Consider the following 17,979-nt stretch of genomic DNA (forward strand, 5'->3'; position numbering starts at 1 on the left):
TGGAGGTTTCCGGCCCCCTCTGTCAATGGTCGCTGGCCGATTCATCCAGTGCTGCTTCCACTGCTGCGCAGAAGGTGCCGACAACGGATGCCGTCGTGTCGAAAGCGCACATCCACCGAACTTCTCCCCGGGCGGGATCCCAGTCATAGAACCGGTAGCTCTTGCGCAATCGTTGTGTTGCTGCGAAGGGCAGGACGGCTAGGACCGGGTTGGACTGCGTTGGCTGCGTGAAAGTCACCATCGGATGCGGTCTTTCCTTATGCTTCGTTCGGTTGCCGCCGGTCTTAGACGAGGTGCTGCCGTGTTCCGTTCAGTTCCGAAGCCGGCGCTGAAAAGAGCGCGGACACATGGTCCGCCAACTCGCTCACGTCGGTGTATCCGGGAAACGCCCGGTGGGGCGCTTCGGTCCGCATGGTTTCGTCGACCAAGGCTTTGACCACAAAGATGGCCGCTGCCGAGGTCTGCTCCTTTGGTTCGTCCTTGTGGCCCGACTGTGCTCTGCGGAAGCCGTCCGCCATGCCCAGAACCCAGGCTTCGGAAGCAGCTTTAATGGCTGCGTAGGCGGCCCCCGAGGCAGTCGGCTGAGAAGCGGCGACAGCCGAGACAATAGCCATCCGGCCGGACGGTGACGCTTCCAGATCCGGGTAGAAGGTACGTGACGTGTTGCGCAGCGTGGTCAGGACGCTCGTGTGCAGGACCTCCCAGTCCTCATCCTTCTGCCCGCGGATGCCGTCGCCGCCGCGCCAGCCACCAACCAGATGGATCAGCCCGTCCACCGGTCCAAGGTCGGCACGTATGGAGTCTGCGAGATTGCCGACGGCGGATAGGTCGGCCAGGTTGCAGACATAGGGCACCACTTCCTCGTGGGTTTCGGCCAGTGATTCGACGCCGGCCGGGTCGAGATCGACCGCAGCGACGCGCGCGCCGATACCCACGAGGGCTTCAACGACTGCCCGGCCTGCCGCACTGGTGGAACCGGCGACGACGACGTTCAGTGGGAGCAATGCTGAACGGGCGTTCATGCGGCTGCCCCGACATCTTCGCCGAGGTCCGAGGTTCCGGTGATGCCGGACGTCGACTCGATAACCGGCCGGATCTTCTTTTCCAGCGCTTCGTAGAACATCGAGTGGGGAAACTCGTCGTCCAGGACCAAGTCGGTGAGACCGCGTGGGGGCCCGGCGAGCGGGAGCGCATCCGGTCCCTTCGCCCATGTGGAGGCAGGGTGAGGGATAACCGTTGCGGAAATGAGTTCATAGGCGGCGAGCCAGTGGGCGGTCTTGGGACGGTCAATGGAGCGCCAGTACAACTCCTCGATTTCCTGTCCCAGCGCGACCACGACGTCAGCTACATTGTCCCAGTCGATGGTCAGCTTTGAATCGGTCCAATGGAGCACACGGTGCTGGTGCATCCACGCAAACAACAGCTGGCCGCCGAGGCCGTCGTAGTTCCGTACACGGGGCCCGGTCATGGCGAAGCGGAAGATCCTGTCGAAGATGACGGCGTATTGGACGAGCTTGGCGTACTTGCGCGCTTCCGGGGACGACTCCTTGTCCTTTTCGATTTTGACCGATTCTCGGAAGGCGGTGAGATCGCAGCGCAGTTCTTCAAGCGTGTACAGGAAGAAGGGCATCCGCTGCTTGATCATGAAGGGATCAAAGGGAAGGTCTCCGCGCATGTGGGTCCTGTCATGAATCAGATCCCACATGACAAACGTCGACTGCGTAAGCTGCTGATCATCCAAAAGAGCGGCAGCATCTTCGGGCAGGTCCAGCCGGGTGGTCGCGGCGGCGGCACCCAAAACGCGCCTGAAGCGTGCGGCTTCCCTGTCAGCGAAAATTGCTCCCCAATTGAACTGGGGGGTCTCCCGTACCGCGACGGATTCCGGGAACAGTACCGCAGAATTCGTATCGTAGCCAGGTGTGAAGTCGATGAACCGGATGGGCAGGAAGAGCGGGTTTGAGTAGTCCCCGGCTTCGAGTTCAGCAATGAAGTCGGGCCAGATGACCTCGATCAGCACAGCTTCCACGAACCTGTTGGTGCTGCCGTTCTGGGTATACATCGGAAAGACGACGAGGTGGCGGAGACCGTCGGCACGGTGGAGTTGCGGTTGGAAGGCCTGCAGAGCCTCCAGAAAGTCAGGGACTGCAAATTCTGATGCTTCCCACGCTGTGAAGGCTTTCTGAAGACAGTCAAGATACTCCGCGTCGTGAAGGAAAAGGGGCGCGAGGTCGGCGACGGATTCGCGGATTATGGTCGCCAGCTTGGAGGCAGTGGCAAGATCACCGGGCTCCGGCACGGAACCGTCTTGAGCTTGTATGAGCTGAAGCTCCGTGGCGGCGTTCTTCAAGGCCGTCCAAGCCGGGTGGGACCGCAGCTGATTGTCTGAGAGCGTCTCTGGGGTGCGCTGGGTAGCCGTGGGCATAAATAGTCAGTCCTTTCGAACAGAAGCAGGTGAAGCACAACGATATGGAGCCTAGATCAGACCTAGAAGGACTTATGTCAAAATCGGCTGAGCATTAGCAATTCGATTGCTTCGAGCCATGCTTGAGGCCTGGAACACACAGGGGTTCGTGTTCTCGGATTTCACTTTGCCCCAGTCGATGTCCTTCAGGTTTGCATCTTGGGCTTCCTCGACTGTTCCCCCGCTCGCCATGGGTCCCACCACGCTCCCACCGCCGGGTGACGGTCAAGGACGCTGGCCGGCACGGCTCGGTCGCTCGCTGGCACAGAGTGGCCATAGCCGTGCGCCTGCTACACACCCAGGGAGCCCGGCACCTCCACCGATCAGACCGCATACACCGGCAACTGTGCAGCAGGGAACCCGGCCGCGGCATACCTAGCCGGAGGGGCAACTTCTTGATCTGGCGCGCACCCGCCAAGATGACTGAAATCAGGGCCCTACGGACGCTTCGCACCACCACCGGGCCGGTGGGCCGGGCCTCGAAATAGGACCATCGACGAAACGTAATGCCACGTCCGACCGGCAGATCCCTGCCTCAAGTTCCGCACGGATTGCTTAGCGGCCGCCCCTAACGGTCTGGGATAGGGGGAACCCCTTATCCCAGAGATGCAGCGTCCGGAGCCGTCAGCCGGCACAAGCCTTCCCACCGGGCCACTCGCGTGAATCCCCCGAGACAACTGTTAGCCGAGGCGTACGGCGCCTGGGAGACACGGCTGCATCACACCCAGGCAAGACCCTCAGGCAACTGCCGCGTCTGCCGCAAGCGGACCCACTTGGCGCAAGCGTGCGGTTTAGCAGATCGACAAGAGCCACTTACCTGTTTAGCCGTGTAAATTAGTAAGTCTTATGCTGATCATGCATATTTGAAGCGCAACGGTAAGACTTCGCCGACCCTGCTGTGCAACATTCGCTAGGCAAAATAACTCTTTCCTTTTGCGTGTTAGCTTGATCACTGCTCTTCCCGGCCAGGCCCGCCGGAAGATTCAATCCACCGCAGCTACTTTCCCGGAGGCAACATGGGACTCAGCTCCCCCTCGCATATAGATGATCGGATGGTCGCGCCCGGCCGCCCCGCCGGTCTGCCCAAATCGACGGAAACGCACCACCTAATGATGATCGCTGCGGGTGGCGTTATCGGCTCAGGATTATTCCGCAGCTCGGAATACATCATGGCGGACAGCCGGATCGCATTGATGCCCCTTGGTGGTATTGCATGACGCTCATGAGGGGAACTTCCGCAGAAATCGAACCAAATGCGATGGCGCAATCTGGATCCTCTACAGCGACAGGGGCAGACCACACCTCCAACGACACCGCCAACGAACTCAAGCGCGGGTTAAGCAGCCGTCACCTGCAGATGATCGCCATAGGCGGTGCGATCGGTACAGGGCTGTTCGTGGCCTCGGGCGGCACTATTTCCCAGGCGGGCCCGGGTGGCGCGCTAGCTGCCTACGCGCTGGTCGGACTGATGGTGTTCCTGCTTATGCAGTCGCTGGGTGAAATGTCCGCCAAGATTCCGGTCGCTGGCTCCTTCCAGACCTTTGCCACCCGGTTTGTCTCCCCCTCCTTCGGGTTCGCGATCGGCTGGAACTACTGGTTCAACTGGGCCATCACGGTAGCCGCCGAGCTGGTCGCGGCCGGAATCATCATGTACTTCTGGTTCCCGGGTATCCCCGGCTGGGTATGGGCCGGGATCTTTCTGCTGGTACTGACCGGGCTCAACGCCCTCTCGGCCAAGTCCTTCGGTGAGTCGGAGTTCTGGCTCTCCCTGATCAAGGTCTCGGCAGTGGTGCTCTTCCTGATCGCCGGCGTGCTGATGATCTTCGGCATCCTCGGGGACAACTCCCCTGGCCTCAGCAATTGGGAAAACCGCGATGAAGTGTTCCACGGGGGTTGGGTCTCGATCATCTCGGTGTTCATGATTGCCGGGTTCTCCTTCCAAGGCACCGAGCTAGTGGGTGTGGCCGCAGGCGAAGCCAAGAACCCGCGCCGCGAAGTGCCTAAGGCCATCCGCACGGTCTTCTGGCGCATCATGCTCTTCTACATCGGTGCCATCTTCATCATCGGCTGCCTGATCCCGTTCACCGACCCGAGCCTGCTGGCCTCCGGCGAGGCCGATGTTGCAGTATCCCCGTTCACTCTGGTCTTCTCACGCGCCGGGATCGCGTTCGCAGCCGCCCTGATGAACGCGGTGATCCTGACCGCCATCCTCTCAGCGGGCAACTCCGGACTCTATGCATCCACCCGCATGCTTTACGCCATGGCCCATGATGGCATGGCCCCGAAAATCTTCGGCCGTACCAATACGCGCGGCGTGCCGATCCCGGCGCTGCTGGCCACCGCGGCCGTGGGACTCTTCGGCTTCGTATCCGCGATCGTCGGCCAGGGCTCGGCCTACTCCTGGCTGCTGAACATGTCGGGCCTGTGCGGCTTCATCGTTTGGGCGGGGATCGCGATATCCCACTACCGCTTCAGGCGAGGCTTCCTAGCACAGGGCAACAAGGTCAGCGACCTGCCGTACAAGGCCTCCCTGTTCCCGATCGGCCCACTGCTGGCCTTCGCCCTGCTGATCCTAGTGATCGCGGGACAGAACTACGAGGCTGTACTTGCCGGACGGGGCCCGGAAGTGCTCTCCTCCTACATCGGGTTGCCGGTCTTCATCGTCCTATGGCTGGCCCACCGCTTCATCACTAAGTCCAAGCTGGTGCCGCTGCACGAAATGGATCTCACGGCACCGGAAGACCTCAAGGCCGAACCCGCCGGCGGCACCCGGTGACCCCGCTGCTGCCGGCCTACTGAGGGTACCCACGGCAGCAGCCGCGTGCCACGACGAGTCACAGCATCACGCCGGTTTCCTCGGCCCTGGACAAGGACCAACTAGATGAGTAAGTCCTCATAACGCTCAAGGATGAAACAGACCCCCGGCAGTTGGCCGGGGGTCTGTTAATCACTGGCGGAGGTGCTACACCCTTGGTGTGAACGCGTTCTCCGGGGCATTGGCATACGCAACGGAGAGCCGGCGATACGACCGCGTGAGCAAGGCCGTGAGCCCCAGCATGATCGACGCGATCCCGGACACCAGGAACACTAGCGCAATCCCGCGGGCATCCCCCTCCCCCAGCAGCCACCCCAAGGACTGCCTCCCGGGCTGCGAATTCATGTAGGGAATGATCCAGAACTCGGCCAACGGCGCGATCATGAACGCGGTGATCGGGGCGGCCGCCGCCTCAAACGTCATGGCGAACCCGAAGACCCTCCCTTGGGTGGCATACGGGACCACCTTCTGGATCACGGTCTGCTCGGCGGCCTCGACCGCCGGGATAATCATCATGAAGATCCAAATGCCCAACGCGTAGAGCCACCACCACTCGCGGATTGTGAACGTCGCACCGAGTACGCCGGTGCAGGCCACCAGGATCAGCATGGTGCGGATCGGGTTCTTGCCCAGCCCGAACTTGGCCACCAGCCCGCCGCCGATCAGGAAACCGGTCGCCGTCGCTCCCAACACCACACCCCAGATCTCCACGGGGAAGATCGTCAGGCCGTACGGGTCCATGAGCGCCATGAACACCCCGCCTGTCAGGTTGTTGAAGGTGGTGAACAAGATCAGCGCGAACAAACCTTGGGTCGCTCGGACGGCTGCAATGCCCGCACGTATCTCGGCGAAACTCTCGCGCTCCTGCGCACGCACGATCCTGGGTTCGGGAATCCTGAGGATAAGCAAGTGCACCAGCACCGCACCGCAGGCGACCAGAGCAATGATGATCGTCCCGCCCATGCCCAGCATCCCGATCGCCAGTCCACTGAAGACCGAGGTGATCATGAACGCGAGCCCCTGCACGGTTCCGACCAGGCCGTTGGCATTGGCCCGGCGGTCCGTCGGCACCAATAGCGTCACGGTGGTGGACAGGGCGATATTGCGCAGCTGTTCGATGACGGCGCCGATGAGCACCACGAGGGCAAAGAGCCAGAACCAGACCCCTGTCAGGCTCAGCAACGCGTCCTCCGGAACCAGCAGGAACATCAGTCCCGCCAGCCCAAAGCAGGCCACCGTGAAAAGCGTAGAGCCCACCATCACCGTGTGCTTGCGGTAGCGGTCCACCAGCACGCCGAAGAACAGGCCGAAGAATGCGACGAGCAGCATGTAGGCGCCGCCGATGAGACCAGTGGCCAGCACGGAACGGGTCTCCAGGTACACCCAGAAGGTCAAAGCGAACCAGAGAAAGCTGGTGACCACGTTGGCAAGGGCCGTATTGACCAGCACGTGCATGAACGTGCGGTGCCCCGCTTCCGGCGGCGTCGCGTTGGTGGCGGCTTGCCTGTCTGCCGTTTCAATGTCCGCGGAGGACGGATCTTCCTGCGGCATGTTCCAAGCGTAGAACCGATGTAAACCCGTTGAAAGAGCGACGGCAGATATCCGTGGAACCCTGAGCCGCCGATCCGCATCGAACCGTTGTCCCTGTCTTCGCAGCACTCGACCGACGTCAGGCGCGCGGCTCGTCCGAAAGGACGTCGCCTGACTGATGACTGGTTTAGCGAAGGTCGAGCCGCATGAGTACGCGGGGGAACCCGTTCAGGACCGAGTCCGTGTCGGCCGCCTTGATGAACCCAGCCCGCTCGAAGAGCTTACGTGTTCCCACGTATGCCATGGTGAGGTCCACCTTCTTGCCTTCGTTGTCGACCGGATATCCCTCGATCGCAGGCGCCCCATGATCACGGGCAAATTCGACGGCGCCTGTGAGTAAATGGTGCGAGATGCCCTTGCCGCGATGCCCCGGCCGTACCCGGATGCACCACACCGCCCAGACGTCGACGTCATCCACATGCGGGATCTTCCGGTTGCCGGCGAAGCTGGTGCCCGCTCTCGGATGCACGGCGGCCCAGCCGACGACTACGTCGCCGTCGTAAGCGAGCACCCCGGGCGGCGGATCCTGCGCGCACAGGCGCTCCATCAGCTGCCCGCGCTCCGTCCCCCATAGGGCAATGTTGTCCTTCGACGAAATGCGATAGCTCAGACACCAGCACACGTTCGCATCCGGCCGCTTGGGCCCGAGCATCGTCTTCACGTCGTCGAACGCCCTAGCAGCACGCACCTGGATCGTCATACATTCACGTTGGCACCAAGGCCCGGCGCTGACAATGACCGTTGAAGACTGTGAGTGCAGGTTACAGGTGGCACGAGGACGAGATTGCCGTTGAGCGGGAAAAAATTGTCCCGTCTCAAATAAGTTGAACCACGTCTTCCCGGAATTGCGCGATTCCAACGAAAGTGAAACACATTTGCCGATTTGTCTCACTGGAATTGGCGCTGGCGTCAAGTCGTCGGTTTCAGCGTTTACCGTCCCTTCTTGCCCAGTTTGGACCACGGGACAGTAGCTATTGCTGTGTCAAGATCCGCCGCTGATCTGCCCACAGCGCTCCTGTTCGCCAAGGCTACAGAGCGAGCGAAAACTGAGTAGCGATAGGGGTGTCCGAAACCGCGGTCACTGATCGTGATTTCTACCGTTCCAGCAGTCTCGTGTTGGCCCTCGAAAGTTGTCACTTGGGCTACTTCCCTAAGACTGCTGGTTTTTTCGATCTGCGCAATAACAGCCTCAATATTTTCCATGCTGCGTTCCTTTGGCCGGCGGTATGGCGCTGATGTTACCGTGGCCGGTCCCCATTTCACCGGCCACATCACAAATAGGCAAACAGAGCGATAATCGCGCCTACGACGACGCCGGATGCTGTGTCCGTTTTTCACCAATCGTCCGTTTCTTCACCAAGCCACGGCAACGGACGAGACGATGGAAGCGGCGCTGGAGTCAAGTAGTCGGCTTCAGCGCTTCATTCTGCTGCCAGGTACGACCGGAACGCCCGCTGGTACGAATAACCCACACCCGGAAGACATCTGCCCCTCCCGCTTCATCCGGCACATGCCGCGCGGCATGTGCCGGATTTACTGGCCTTCGTCTGATTTCCTCCTACGGCACCATCGTGCGCTACCTCAACAGCGTTGGCACCGCCGCCACGGACCCTTCCACTGCCCCGTCGCCGACATCTACCGCCCCGACTAAACCCAGCTCTGCCGGCGTTGCCACTGGCGTATCGCCAAACGCCCGCACCTATGCGACTTTGCCTTTGCCGATTGAGTACACACGGAATTATGGATCAACCTGCCGCTCTGTGTATCGCGGCGGCAGCAGCCCGGCTGCGTTGGCGGACGATGGAGCCGCTGGCGAGTATCTGGTTTTTGCCCCATCCGCGGATAGAAGAAGAGACGATGGAATGGCGTTGGAGTCAAGCAGCTGGCTCCAGCGTTATGCTCTCGGCCGCGTTGCTGAGGCTGCCGCGGGACGCCGCGGGCCGCTACCTGCCAGGCCTTTGTTCGCCTTTCGTCTCCCGCGGCCAGTCGCCTGCCCTCCTTCAAGCGGTTAAGCTGATGGTCACGTGAAGTTGGGGAAATCAGGAGAGACACATGACGGAGAACTGGCTGGAAGAACCTCCTGCCGCCCAGTGGCATGACCTGCTGCTGGACAGCCAGGACATTACAAGCTTTCTCAACGACTTTACCCAGATGATTGCCGGATACCTCGCCGGAGACGGGGACGAAGTATGGTGCGCCGTAACGCTGCTGCGCGAACGGAAATCCACATGTGTTGCCAGCAGCAGCGACCGCGCCGCAGCACTGGACGAAATCCAGTACGGTTTCGGTGACGGCCCCTGCCTCACTGCGGCCCGCGAACACAGGATCGTGCACGTCCCCGACATGCGGCTGGAGTACAGGTGGCCGGGCTACAAGGACGCAGCTGCCGCCAACGGCATCATCTCGGTCCTCGGCTTGCCGTTCGAACTCGAAGACGGCGCCCGGGCAGGGCTTAACGTCTACTCCGACCAACCGAATAAGTACGATGACGCCGCTATCGAGGAGATCCACCGGGAAGTCCTGATCGCTTCCAAAGCACTCCGGCTGGCAATACGAATGGCGCGCTACCAAGACAGGGAAGCTCACATGGACGCGGCCATGCGTTCCAGGACAACCATTGATCTGGCCGTCGGAATCATCATGGGCCAAAACAAGTGCAGCCAGGACGACGCGTTCAACGTCCTTAAAACCGCTTCCAGCAGCCGGAACGTCAAAATCCGTGACCTCGCCGCAAACATCGTCGCCGGCCTCGGCAAAGGCCCCGCCAAAACCCACTTCGACGGATAACCGATACGTCCTAATCAGGACCGCCGAACCATCCTGGGGACTGTGGAAATAACGTTGTGGCTTGCCGGGAGAAACGGACGTACCCAACGCAACTGCATTGCGTCCTATCGCCCGGCTATCTGACCCGCCGGCATGGGCAAGGACCGTTTTAGGACCTTGTTCAGGCTGCGCTAGGAATGGATGAACGTCTGGATGCCGGCTGCAGTTCTGGCGGCTGCCCCGTGCTGGACGATGTGCGGCTTGCCCTGTATTTCCAGGAAACGGCCTCGCGTTGCGATGGCGGCCAGTTTTTGGCACCAGGACCGGGGCGCTACCGGATCGCGTGAGCCCCGGATTACCAGCACGGGCTGGGCGATCCGGATAAGCCTCGCTTCCAGGTCGTAGGACATCATTATCGGAAGTTCAGTCAGATACCAGCGCATGCCGGAGCGGACATAGTCGGTGAACACGATGGCGTTGCCCGCCGGGCTTTCCGTGAGCGAGTTGACTCCCAGCTTGAGGGCCTGGAGCAGGACGCTTCGGCGCGCTGAATCGACCACGGGGCCGATCAGCACAACGTGCGAGACCAGGTCGGGGCGTATCAGGGCAAGTTCGGTGGCGAACTGGGTGCCCATGGAATGTCCGACCACCACGACAGGTCCGGCGCCCAGCTTATCGAGTGTGCCCGCGATGACCGCGGCATATTCGGCGACGGAAATCTGCCGGTCGGGTTTGGCTGCGGCGCCGAATCCCGGCAGGTCGAAGGAATGGACGTCTCCGTGTGCAGCCAGGATCTGCTGCAGCCTGCGGTAGTAGCGGTGGGACATACCGATGCCGTGCAGGAGCACGAAAACCGGGGTAACCGACGTCGTGTGCGGGCCGGCCAAAGAATACACGTGGGCGTCCAGGGAACCTGTGGTCACGATCCTTACCGAGAGCGCACCGTGCGCCCCCGCGCGGGTTTCGTGCGTCCCTGAAATTCTGGCCAGGACCGCCCTGCTCGTCCGGTTAGTGCGCTGCATCAGTTGACCTTTCGTGAACCCGGCGAAGGTGCCGGCTGTGCGGGGTTCTGTCCGGGCCGGCGGTTGAGCGCCTTGATCTTCCGTTCCTGCAATGCGCTCAACCTAGGACAGGCAGGGCGGACGGCGCGCACTCGATCCTGACAAAAGTCCCGGCATCAACCGACTTCACCTCACCGTCGATCTGGTACGGCAAGGGCTTGAGCGTGGTGAACTCGTAGCTGCTTACGCTGGGCTGGTCTCCGAGGCCTTGGGTGGTGGCGCGCAGGGCTGTCAGCAGGACCCGCCACTTGGGCATGTGGGGGAAGATGACCACCTCGAATTTTCCGTCCGAGAGCTTGTCGTCGGCCTAGCTGAGCGTGGCGTACTTCGCCATCTCGGCAATATTGGCGAAGACGATGCTGTCGAACTTCCGGCGCTTGCGGTCGGTCTGTCGTATTTCGAAGGGCTGAAACTTTGAAAACGTCCGCACCACGGAGATCATCTCCTTGAGCGCGCCTTTACTCCCTTTCTCCAGGTCGATCGCCATAACCGGTGTCAGGCCGAATCCGACATAGGAGTGCGCGTAGACACCGGGCATATCCGCCCCTTGTCCTGTGTGGATGCGCAGCAGGTCGATATGACGTACCTGGCCCTGGGCGATGGCTTCTGCCAACGGCATGGTGCCTGTGGTCCGCCGGTGGTCATTCGCGTTTCCGGCGGCCATGACAGCACAGACGGCATCGGGGTTGCCGGCCTCCATGACACCGTTGACCACTTCGTTGTACCCGCCGTCGCCGCTGACGGAGACGATAAGAACGTTTCCGCCGGCGGCGGCAGCATCGCGGGCCAGCGAGACGGCATGTCCGGCATGCCCAGTCGGCCGGTGTATGATATCCGGCGTGTAGCTCAGCAACTCTCCCAACCGGTCGCGCAGCTGCTCTGCCAGTTTGGGCGCGTCACCGGTGCTGTTGGGATTGAATATGATGACGATTGATTCAAAAGTCCGTGCAAGATCCATGAGCACTCCAAGTATTTGAGTCGGGAACCATACCGGTCACCCTCCTCCATCAAGAATTGTAAGGCCGGATTATTCTGCCGACTTTGGAACGAACGGCCCTGAAGATATACGCATGCCGGAACGCCTGCGCCGTTGTGCTATCTATGGGGCGGGTCCGGCACCAGGCCGGGCTAGGCGGTGACGGTGGCTGGCAGGGCCGCAGCAATGCTGTGCCTCGTCTGCAGCCGCAGCTCCAGATCATTCATTACGATCGCGGCCAGGTCCTCTAAGGTTCGGGCGTCCCCGTCGGTGAATTCCCGTGCTTCTCGGTCGATCACGCAGAGGGTTCCGAGGTTGTAACCATCGGGTGTTCGCAACGGGACGCCGGCATAGAACTGCAGCCCGAATTCCCCTGCAACTAGGGGATTGGCCAGCGTCCTGGGATCCGTGGATGCGTCCGGAATGATCCACGGGCCGTCTTGAAGAATGGCTGAGGCACACAGCCCCGGATCCCTGCCGATCTGTTGGACGTCCGTACCGTGATGGGTTTTGAACCAGATGCGGTCATGGTCCACGATGCTCACGATCGCGACGGGTACGGAGAATACCCGTGCCGCGATCGCTGCCACCCGATCGAACATGCCGTCGGGAAGAGTGTCCAAAATCCGGTACCGGTGCACGGCCTGCATCCTGGACTCCTCCTCATCCGGCGGGGAGGAGCCGGCCCGGCGCCTCCCGGCGCCCTGGGCAATTTCCTGCCGCAACGCCAGGGAGACCTCCAGGGCGGACGGCCTGGAAGAGGGGTCGCGGGAGAGCATTGAGGCCAGCAGTCCGGCCCACCGGGGGGCAAGGCCGGCCGGGACGTGCGGAGGATGCAGCAGCCGGGCCAACGCCGATTGGATCGGGGCACCCGGAAAGGCCACCTCGCCGGTCAGCGCTTCGAGCAGGACCAGTCCGAGTGAATACACGTCACTGGGCGGGCCTACCGGCTCCCCGGCAGCCTGCTCCGGACTCAGGTAGTGCGGCGTTCCCGAGACGATCCCGTCGTTGCGCCCGTCGTCTCCAAGGATCATGGCGACGCCGAAATCACTCAGCTTGGCACGCGGCCTCGGATCCTGGTTGTTGTAGTCAACCAGGAGGACGTTGGCAGGTTTGACGTCCCGGTGGACGATGCCGTGGTGATGGATATAGGCCAAGCCGTCAGCAAGGTCATGGCCAATCAGCGCCACATGCACGGCCGAGACCGGTGACTGGGCGCGACGCCTGCGAAGATCCGGGCCACGGACCAGCTCCATGACCAGGTAGGAAATTGACGCGTTCGCTGGGTCTATGCCGGCATCGAACAGCGTTACGAGCGCATGGTGGCTCATCCCGGCCAGAATTCGCACCTCGGATTCCTGCCGGCGGGCCTGCGCGGCGTCGCCGTGCCGGCCTTCATGGAACACCTTGACCGCCACGTCCCGCTCCAGCAGTTGATCAACCGCACGGTATACAGTTGATTGTCCCCCGCGGCCGACGAGTTCCTCGACCCGGTACCGCCCACTGAGCAGGCGCCCGCGTTCGATCATGCCCAACATCAGATTCCTCTCAAGTCAGTGGCCTGGTCGCTTCACGCAGTCCCTGTGCGGGATGGACGCCAAGTCGACAGAACCATGTCATTTACTCCCAGTGCCCGATTTCGTCGCGCCAGAAAGCGCCGCAGCGCTGTGCCGTGAACCGGGTTCAGGTCAGTCTTGGATAACTGGCCAGGAAGTAATCTGCCGCGGCCGGACCTTTCATGCACAGGCCGTTAGGGCCGGCACCGACGCGGTTCTTCATGGCAGCCCGGAAGGTTTTCTCCGTCCGGCGTGGAGTCCGTGTGACTTCGCACCAGCTGACGTAAAGACCGTACAGAGGATCGGGGGCAAGCGTGCAATCCGATTCAAGGTCAGGGGCGGTGGCTTCCTGCAGGAATCGGTCGAAGTGGGAATGTGCCAAGGTGGCTCTTTTCCTCTGGGGTGCCTTGGTGCCGCCGTTTCGCTACAGCAGCAATGACTTCGAAGACGTGCACCAAGCTCCGAAGCGTCCGCCGCTCCCCGACTGAAGTGTCTGGCAGACCGGACGACGCCGAAGCAACGTCCCTACACCGTAGACTTTAGGCGTAGACTACGGGTAATGCAAGCGCTGTGGATGAAGAGCAGCCTTCCTTCCGCTGCCGCTCCCATCAGGATGGAAATGATGTCCCCCTCGAACGACTCCCGGCAGGACCATGTCCCTCGCGGCCGAGCGAGGCTGAGCCGCGAGGCGGTGCTTTCGGCCGCACTGGAACTCTTGGATGCCGAGGGTCTGGAAGCCCTGACGATGCGCCGGCTCGGCCAGGAACTGGGCAGGGATCCGATGAGCCTGTACCGCTACGCCGAGAACCGTGCGGCCTTGCTGGACGGCGTAACGGAACTCGTCCTGAGCGAGCTTGCCATCGTCCCGGATGACCGGGTCTGGCAGGAGCAACTGCGCCGGATCGCCCACGACCTGCGGTTGCTGGCGCTCCGGCACCCCAACGTCGTGCCCCTGCTCGTGACGCGCCCCCTTTCCACACCGCTGGGGCTACGACCGCTGGGCACGCTGCGCCCCCTGGAGCAGATCCTGTCATTGCTGGCCGAGGCCGGGTTCGGTCCGGAGGACTCCCTGCACGTCTACCGGGCCTACTATGGCTTCCTCTACGGTCATATCCTCAACGAACTGCAGGAATTCATCGTGGACCCCGAAGAAAACGAAGCCCTGCTCCGCCTCGGCCTACACCGCTTACCTGCAAAGGAATTTCCCCGCCTGCGAGCCCTGGCACCGGCTCTGGCCGACTACGACGGCGCCGCCGAACTCGATCAAGGACTCAGCATCCTGCTCTCAGGCCTCGCATCCCGACTCCCGCCCGACGCTCGAAAAGGGCCCGCTCCCTCACGCATCGATAGCAGCGAGTAGGACGGCCAGCTTCCCAGGACTGAAGCTTAGTACAAGAAAATCGGCAGCCAGTCGCGGTTGTGGGCGTGCACCAGCGCGAGGAACAGAACGAAGTCGAAGATCAAGTGCACTGACACGACATACGTCAACGACTTCGTCAGCTTGAAGGTGTATCCCTGCAGCAGCGCGAACGGGAACGTCAGAAGGGGACCCCAGGCCTGATAGCCGATCTCCCACAGGAAAGACGAGAAGATCACGGCCTGCAGGATGTTGGCGAGCCAGTCCGGAAAGTGACGCCGCAGCAGCGTAAACGTGGTGCAGATAAAGAACAATTCGTCCCAGATACCAACAGCGTTCACCCCGAGAAAGAGCCGCCAGAAGATCGTGGGGTCGGATGCGTCCGGCCAGTTCTGGTAGACGCCGGTGCTGATCAAGTACCCGGGGAGAATGAAGTAGCCGAGCGCAACAACACCGAGAAGGTACAGTTTCGCGCTCAGCGGCCATTTACGGCCGGTGTTCACCGGAAATTTGATGACCCTCTCGCCGTAAATAAAACGCGACAACAGCCACGGCACCAGCACGGCCAACGTGAGCGCGCCACCCATCAGCGCCATGTGTTGAATACTCAAATCAGCATTCAGCGGCACCAGACTAATGATCACCATCCCGGCAGCGACCAGCGCGAGATGCCGCCCGAACTCACGGTCGATCAGCGCAGCCGTGACAATGCTCAGGGCGAGCACGCTGTAACCAACAGGGTTATTCTCGACGCCGAAAAGCAGCACACCGGACACCGAGAGCAGCACTGCTGGCACCAGCTTCCAACTGAGCGCGGTGCGGGGCGGTTCGGTCGAGATTGATGTCATCTCACAAGCATGTCAGCGTCGTCCGCGTCGCGAAACCGGTCGTGCGGGTTTTTGCCAAGCGGTACTAAGTATGCTTACGTTTAGTGAAACTTACTAGGAGGCAACATGATCGGTTTTATCATCGCTGGGCTCGTCATCGGAATACTTGCACGTCTGATTAAGCCCGGGAAGCAGCATCTGGGCATGGTGGCGACACTGCTGCTGGGCCTGGTTGGCTCAGTCATTGGCGGCCTGATCGCAAACTTACTGGGCACCGGAGACATCTTCGAGTTAAACGTCCTCGGATTCGTGGTTGCCGTCATCGCAGCGGTGCTGCTGATCGGCGTGGCCGAGGGCATCGCTGGCCGCCGGAGCGTCCGCCGCTAAGTTCGTCCGCAACTATCCGGACATAATTCTGAAGCAGGTCTGCGGCCTGGAACGGTGACCGTTCCAGGCCGCAGGTTTGCCACTGGCGTCCTCTACCCAAGCGGGCCGGTGGCGACTTCGACGGCGGTGCGCAGTTGTCCCGCAGCTATGAGTTCCTCCGCGGCGGCCAGCTCCGGCGCTAGGAATCGGTCGGGCCCAGTGCCGGCCACCCGTTCGCGCAGCACGGCCAGCGCGGCGCCGGTGGCCGGTCCCGGTTGCAGCGGGGCGCGCAGCTCGATGCCGCGGGCTGCTGCTACCAACTCGATGGCCAGCACCCGGCGCAGATTGCCGACGGCGGTACGCAGCTTGCGCGCTGCGTGCCAGCCCATGGACACGTGGTCCTCTTGCATAGCCGAGCTCGGGATCGAATCCACGCTGGCCGGGGCGGCCAGGCGCTTGTTCTCCGAGACGAGACCGGCTTGGGTGTACTGGGCGATCATCAGGCCTGAGTCCACGCCCGGATCGTCGGCAAGGAACGGCGGCAGCCCGTGCGAACGGGCCGGATCCAGCAACCGGTCGGTGCGACGTTCAGCGATTGAGGCGACGTCTGCCGTAACGATGGCCAGGAAATCCAGGACGTAGGCAACGGGCGCGCCGTGGAAGTTTCCGTTCGAAGTCACCGTGCCATCCGGCAGCACCACCGGATTGTCGATGGCCGCGGCCAACTCGCGCTCTGCAACGGTGGCTGCGTACTCCACGGCGTCCCGGGCGGCACCGGCCACCTGCGGGGCGCAGCGCAGCGAGTAGGCATCCTGGACCCGGGTATCCCCCTCGCGGTGCGAGGCCACAATCGGGGAGTGGGCCAGCACGCGAAACATGGTATCCGCGCTGGCGGCCTGGCCCGGATGCGGACGCAAAGGTCCGTGCAGCTCAGGCCGGAAGACCTGGTCTGTGCCCAGCAGAGCCTCCACGCTCATGGCCGCGGTGATGTCCGCAACGGTCAGCAGTTCGCGCAGGTCCGCGATGGCCATGACCAGCTGCCCGAGCATGCCGTCGGTGCCGTTGACCAGGGCGAGTCCTTCCTTCTCGGCCAGCACCACCGGATCGATGCCTGCTGCGGCCAGCAACTCGGGCACGGGGCGCTCCTCGCCGTCGGGACCGGTGGCCCGGCCCTCCCCCATCAGCACCAGGGCGCAATGCGAGAGCGGGGCCAGATCCCCGGAGCAGCCCAGCGAACCGTACTCGTGCACCACCGGGGTGATGCCCGCGTTGAGCAGGGCGATCATGGTCTCCAGCACTTCGGGACGGATACCGGTGCGGCCGGAGGCCAGGGTTTTGGCCCGCAGGAACATCAGGGCGCGGACCACTTCGCGCTCCACCACCGGGCCCATGCCGGCAGCATGGGAGCGGATCAGGGACTTCTGCAGCTGGGTGCGGTAGTCGGCGGGGACATGCTTGGTGGCCAGTGCACCGAAGCCGGTGGAGATGCCGTATACCGGGGTATCGGACTTCGCCAGGGCGTCCACATGGGCCCGGACCCGGGCCACCTCTTCACGGGCCTCGGGCGAGAGTTCCACGTGAGCACCGTGGCGGGCCACGGCAATTACGTCGTCGGCCGCAGCACCGGAAGTGCTCAGGACCACGGTGGCAAGCTGTGCCGTTGTCATAGTTATTTTCCTTCGTTCATCGGGATCCGGACGCCACGCTCAGCAGCGACCTCGACAGCGCGCTCGTAACCGGCGTCGGCATGGCGGATCACGCCCATGCCCGGATCGTTGGTCAGCAGCCGTTCCAGTTTCTGCGCCGCCAGTTCGGTGCCGTCGGCCACGGAGACCTGGCCGGCGTGGATGGAGCGGCCGATGCCGACGCCGCCGCCATGGTGGATGGACACCCAGGTGGCGCCGGAGGATGTGTTGACCAGGGCGTTCAGCAGCGGCCAGTCGGCGATCGCGTCGGAACCGTCGGCCATGGATTCGGTCTCGCGGTACGGCGAGGCCACGGAACCGGAGTCCAGGTGGTCGCGGCCGATCACGATCGGCGCGGAGACCTTGCCCTCGGCCACCAGTTGGTTGAACAGCAGCCCGGCCTTCTGCCGTTCGCCGTAGCCCAGCCAGCAGATCCGTGCCGGCAGGCCCTCGAACTCGACGTGCTCCTGCGCGGCGTCGATCCAGCGGTGCAGATGTTCGTTCTCCGGGAAGAGTTCC

The 17,979-nt window shown here is 62.5% G+C and carries 17 protein-coding genes; 4 read left to right on the forward strand and 13 right to left on the reverse strand.

Translation table 11 applies throughout. The features are described 5' to 3' along the window. Nucleotides 1-22: 22 nt before the first annotated feature. From HGO92_RS17250 to HGO92_RS17260, 3 genes are read right to left on the reverse strand one after another with little or no spacing between them, the layout of a single operon-like run. Nucleotides 23-241: a hypothetical protein gene (locus HGO92_RS17250; RefSeq protein WP_346768998.1), complete on the reverse strand. Its 219-nt coding sequence runs from the start codon at nucleotides 239-241 to the stop codon at nucleotides 23-25. 43 nt (nucleotides 242-284) lie between these two features. After that, complete coding sequence (locus HGO92_RS17255; RefSeq protein ID WP_169997003.1) at nucleotides 285-1,022, reverse strand: SDR family NAD(P)-dependent oxidoreductase; 738 nt, start codon at nucleotides 1,020-1,022, stop codon at nucleotides 285-287. Next, nucleotides 1,019-2,422 carry a DUF6421 family protein gene (locus tag HGO92_RS17260; protein ID WP_169997005.1) on the reverse strand — a complete coding sequence of 468 codons (1,404 nt, stop codon included), beginning with the start codon at nucleotides 2,420-2,422 and terminating at the stop codon, nucleotides 1,019-1,021. The genes HGO92_RS17255 and HGO92_RS17260 overlap by 4 nt, the downstream gene beginning before the upstream one ends. 1,252 nt (nucleotides 2,423-3,674) lie before the next feature. Between HGO92_RS17260 and HGO92_RS17265 the strand changes: the two genes are divergently transcribed. Further along, on the forward strand, nucleotides 3,675-5,237 hold the full coding sequence (locus tag HGO92_RS17265; RefSeq protein ID WP_169997007.1) for an amino acid permease: 1,563 nt from the start codon (nucleotides 3,675-3,677) through the stop codon (nucleotides 5,235-5,237). Between the two features lie 186 nt (nucleotides 5,238-5,423). Here the strand turns inward: HGO92_RS17265 and HGO92_RS17270 are convergent, their stop codons facing one another. The 3 genes from HGO92_RS17270 to HGO92_RS17280 form a co-directional block, all read right to left on the reverse strand. Beyond that, nucleotides 5,424-6,827: an MFS transporter gene (locus HGO92_RS17270; RefSeq protein WP_169997009.1), complete on the reverse strand. Its 1,404-nt coding sequence runs from the start codon at nucleotides 6,825-6,827 to the stop codon at nucleotides 5,424-5,426. Between the two features lie 166 nt (nucleotides 6,828-6,993). Further along, nucleotides 6,994-7,566: a GNAT family N-acetyltransferase gene (locus tag HGO92_RS17275; RefSeq protein ID WP_169997011.1), complete on the reverse strand. Its 573-nt coding sequence runs from the start codon at nucleotides 7,564-7,566 to the stop codon at nucleotides 6,994-6,996. A gap of 230 nt (nucleotides 7,567-7,796) precedes the next feature. Continuing rightward, a complete protein-coding gene (locus HGO92_RS17280; protein WP_169997013.1) occupies nucleotides 7,797-8,069 on the reverse strand; it encodes a hypothetical protein in 273 nt (90 codons plus the stop codon). A gap of 849 nt (nucleotides 8,070-8,918) precedes the next feature. On the opposite strand from HGO92_RS17280, the gene HGO92_RS17285 reads away from it, so the two are divergent. Then, a complete protein-coding gene (locus tag HGO92_RS17285) occupies nucleotides 8,919-9,653 on the forward strand; it encodes a GAF and ANTAR domain-containing protein (protein ID WP_169997015.1) in 735 nt (244 codons plus the stop codon). A 170-nt stretch (nucleotides 9,654-9,823) separates the two neighbouring features. Here the strand turns inward: HGO92_RS17285 and HGO92_RS17290 are convergent, their stop codons facing one another. The 4 genes from HGO92_RS17290 to HGO92_RS17300 all read right to left on the reverse strand — a co-directional run bounded on the left by HGO92_RS17290 (nucleotide 9,824) and on the right by HGO92_RS17300 (nucleotide 13,207). Next, nucleotides 9,824-10,555, reverse strand: a complete 732-nt coding sequence (locus HGO92_RS17290; RefSeq protein WP_346768999.1) for an alpha/beta fold hydrolase — start codon at nucleotides 10,553-10,555, stop codon at nucleotides 9,824-9,826. Between the two features lie 196 nt (nucleotides 10,556-10,751). Beyond that, nucleotides 10,752-10,967, reverse strand: coding sequence for a diacylglycerol kinase family protein (locus tag HGO92_RS23855; RefSeq protein WP_240974709.1), 216 nt, complete (start codon nucleotides 10,965-10,967; stop codon nucleotides 10,752-10,754). A gap of 33 nt (nucleotides 10,968-11,000) precedes the next feature. Beyond that, nucleotides 11,001-11,651: a diacylglycerol/lipid kinase family protein gene (locus tag HGO92_RS17295; RefSeq protein WP_240974710.1), complete on the reverse strand. Its 651-nt coding sequence runs from the start codon at nucleotides 11,649-11,651 to the stop codon at nucleotides 11,001-11,003. Nucleotides 11,652-11,821: 170 nt separating this feature from the next. Continuing rightward, nucleotides 11,822-13,207, reverse strand: coding sequence for a protein kinase domain-containing protein (locus tag HGO92_RS17300; RefSeq protein WP_169997019.1), 1,386 nt, complete (start codon nucleotides 13,205-13,207; stop codon nucleotides 11,822-11,824). A 640-nt stretch (nucleotides 13,208-13,847) separates the two neighbouring features. On the opposite strand from HGO92_RS17300, the gene HGO92_RS17305 reads away from it, so the two are divergent. Next, nucleotides 13,848-14,585 (forward strand): TetR/AcrR family transcriptional regulator C-terminal domain-containing protein, encoded by a 738-nt coding sequence (locus HGO92_RS17305; RefSeq protein WP_440915784.1) that lies wholly within the window; start codon nucleotides 13,848-13,850, stop codon nucleotides 14,583-14,585. Nucleotides 14,586-14,611: 26 nt separating this feature from the next. Here the strand turns inward: HGO92_RS17305 and HGO92_RS17310 are convergent, their stop codons facing one another. After that, nucleotides 14,612-15,430, reverse strand: coding sequence for a CPBP family intramembrane glutamic endopeptidase (locus HGO92_RS17310; RefSeq protein ID WP_169997021.1), 819 nt, complete (start codon nucleotides 15,428-15,430; stop codon nucleotides 14,612-14,614). A gap of 105 nt (nucleotides 15,431-15,535) precedes the next feature. Between HGO92_RS17310 and HGO92_RS17315 the strand changes: the two genes are divergently transcribed. Next, nucleotides 15,536-15,796 carry a GlsB/YeaQ/YmgE family stress response membrane protein gene (locus HGO92_RS17315; RefSeq protein ID WP_169997023.1) on the forward strand — a complete coding sequence of 87 codons (261 nt, stop codon included), beginning with the start codon at nucleotides 15,536-15,538 and terminating at the stop codon, nucleotides 15,794-15,796. Nucleotides 15,797-15,888: 92 nt separating this feature from the next. On the opposite strand, the gene hutH is transcribed toward HGO92_RS17315, so the two are convergent. Next, nucleotides 15,889-17,442, reverse strand: coding sequence for a histidine ammonia-lyase (hutH, locus tag HGO92_RS17320; RefSeq protein ID WP_205834595.1), 1,554 nt, complete (start codon nucleotides 17,440-17,442; stop codon nucleotides 15,889-15,891). A 2-nt stretch (nucleotides 17,443-17,444) separates the two neighbouring features. Continuing rightward, nucleotides 17,445-17,979 (reverse strand): urocanase-related protein (locus HGO92_RS17325; RefSeq protein WP_502305991.1); only part of this gene is annotated, 535 nt, incomplete at its 5' end.

It is taken from the genome of Crystallibacter degradans (assembly GCF_012952295.1).
Lineage (GTDB): Bacteria > Actinomycetota > Actinomycetes > Actinomycetales > Micrococcaceae > Crystallibacter > Crystallibacter degradans.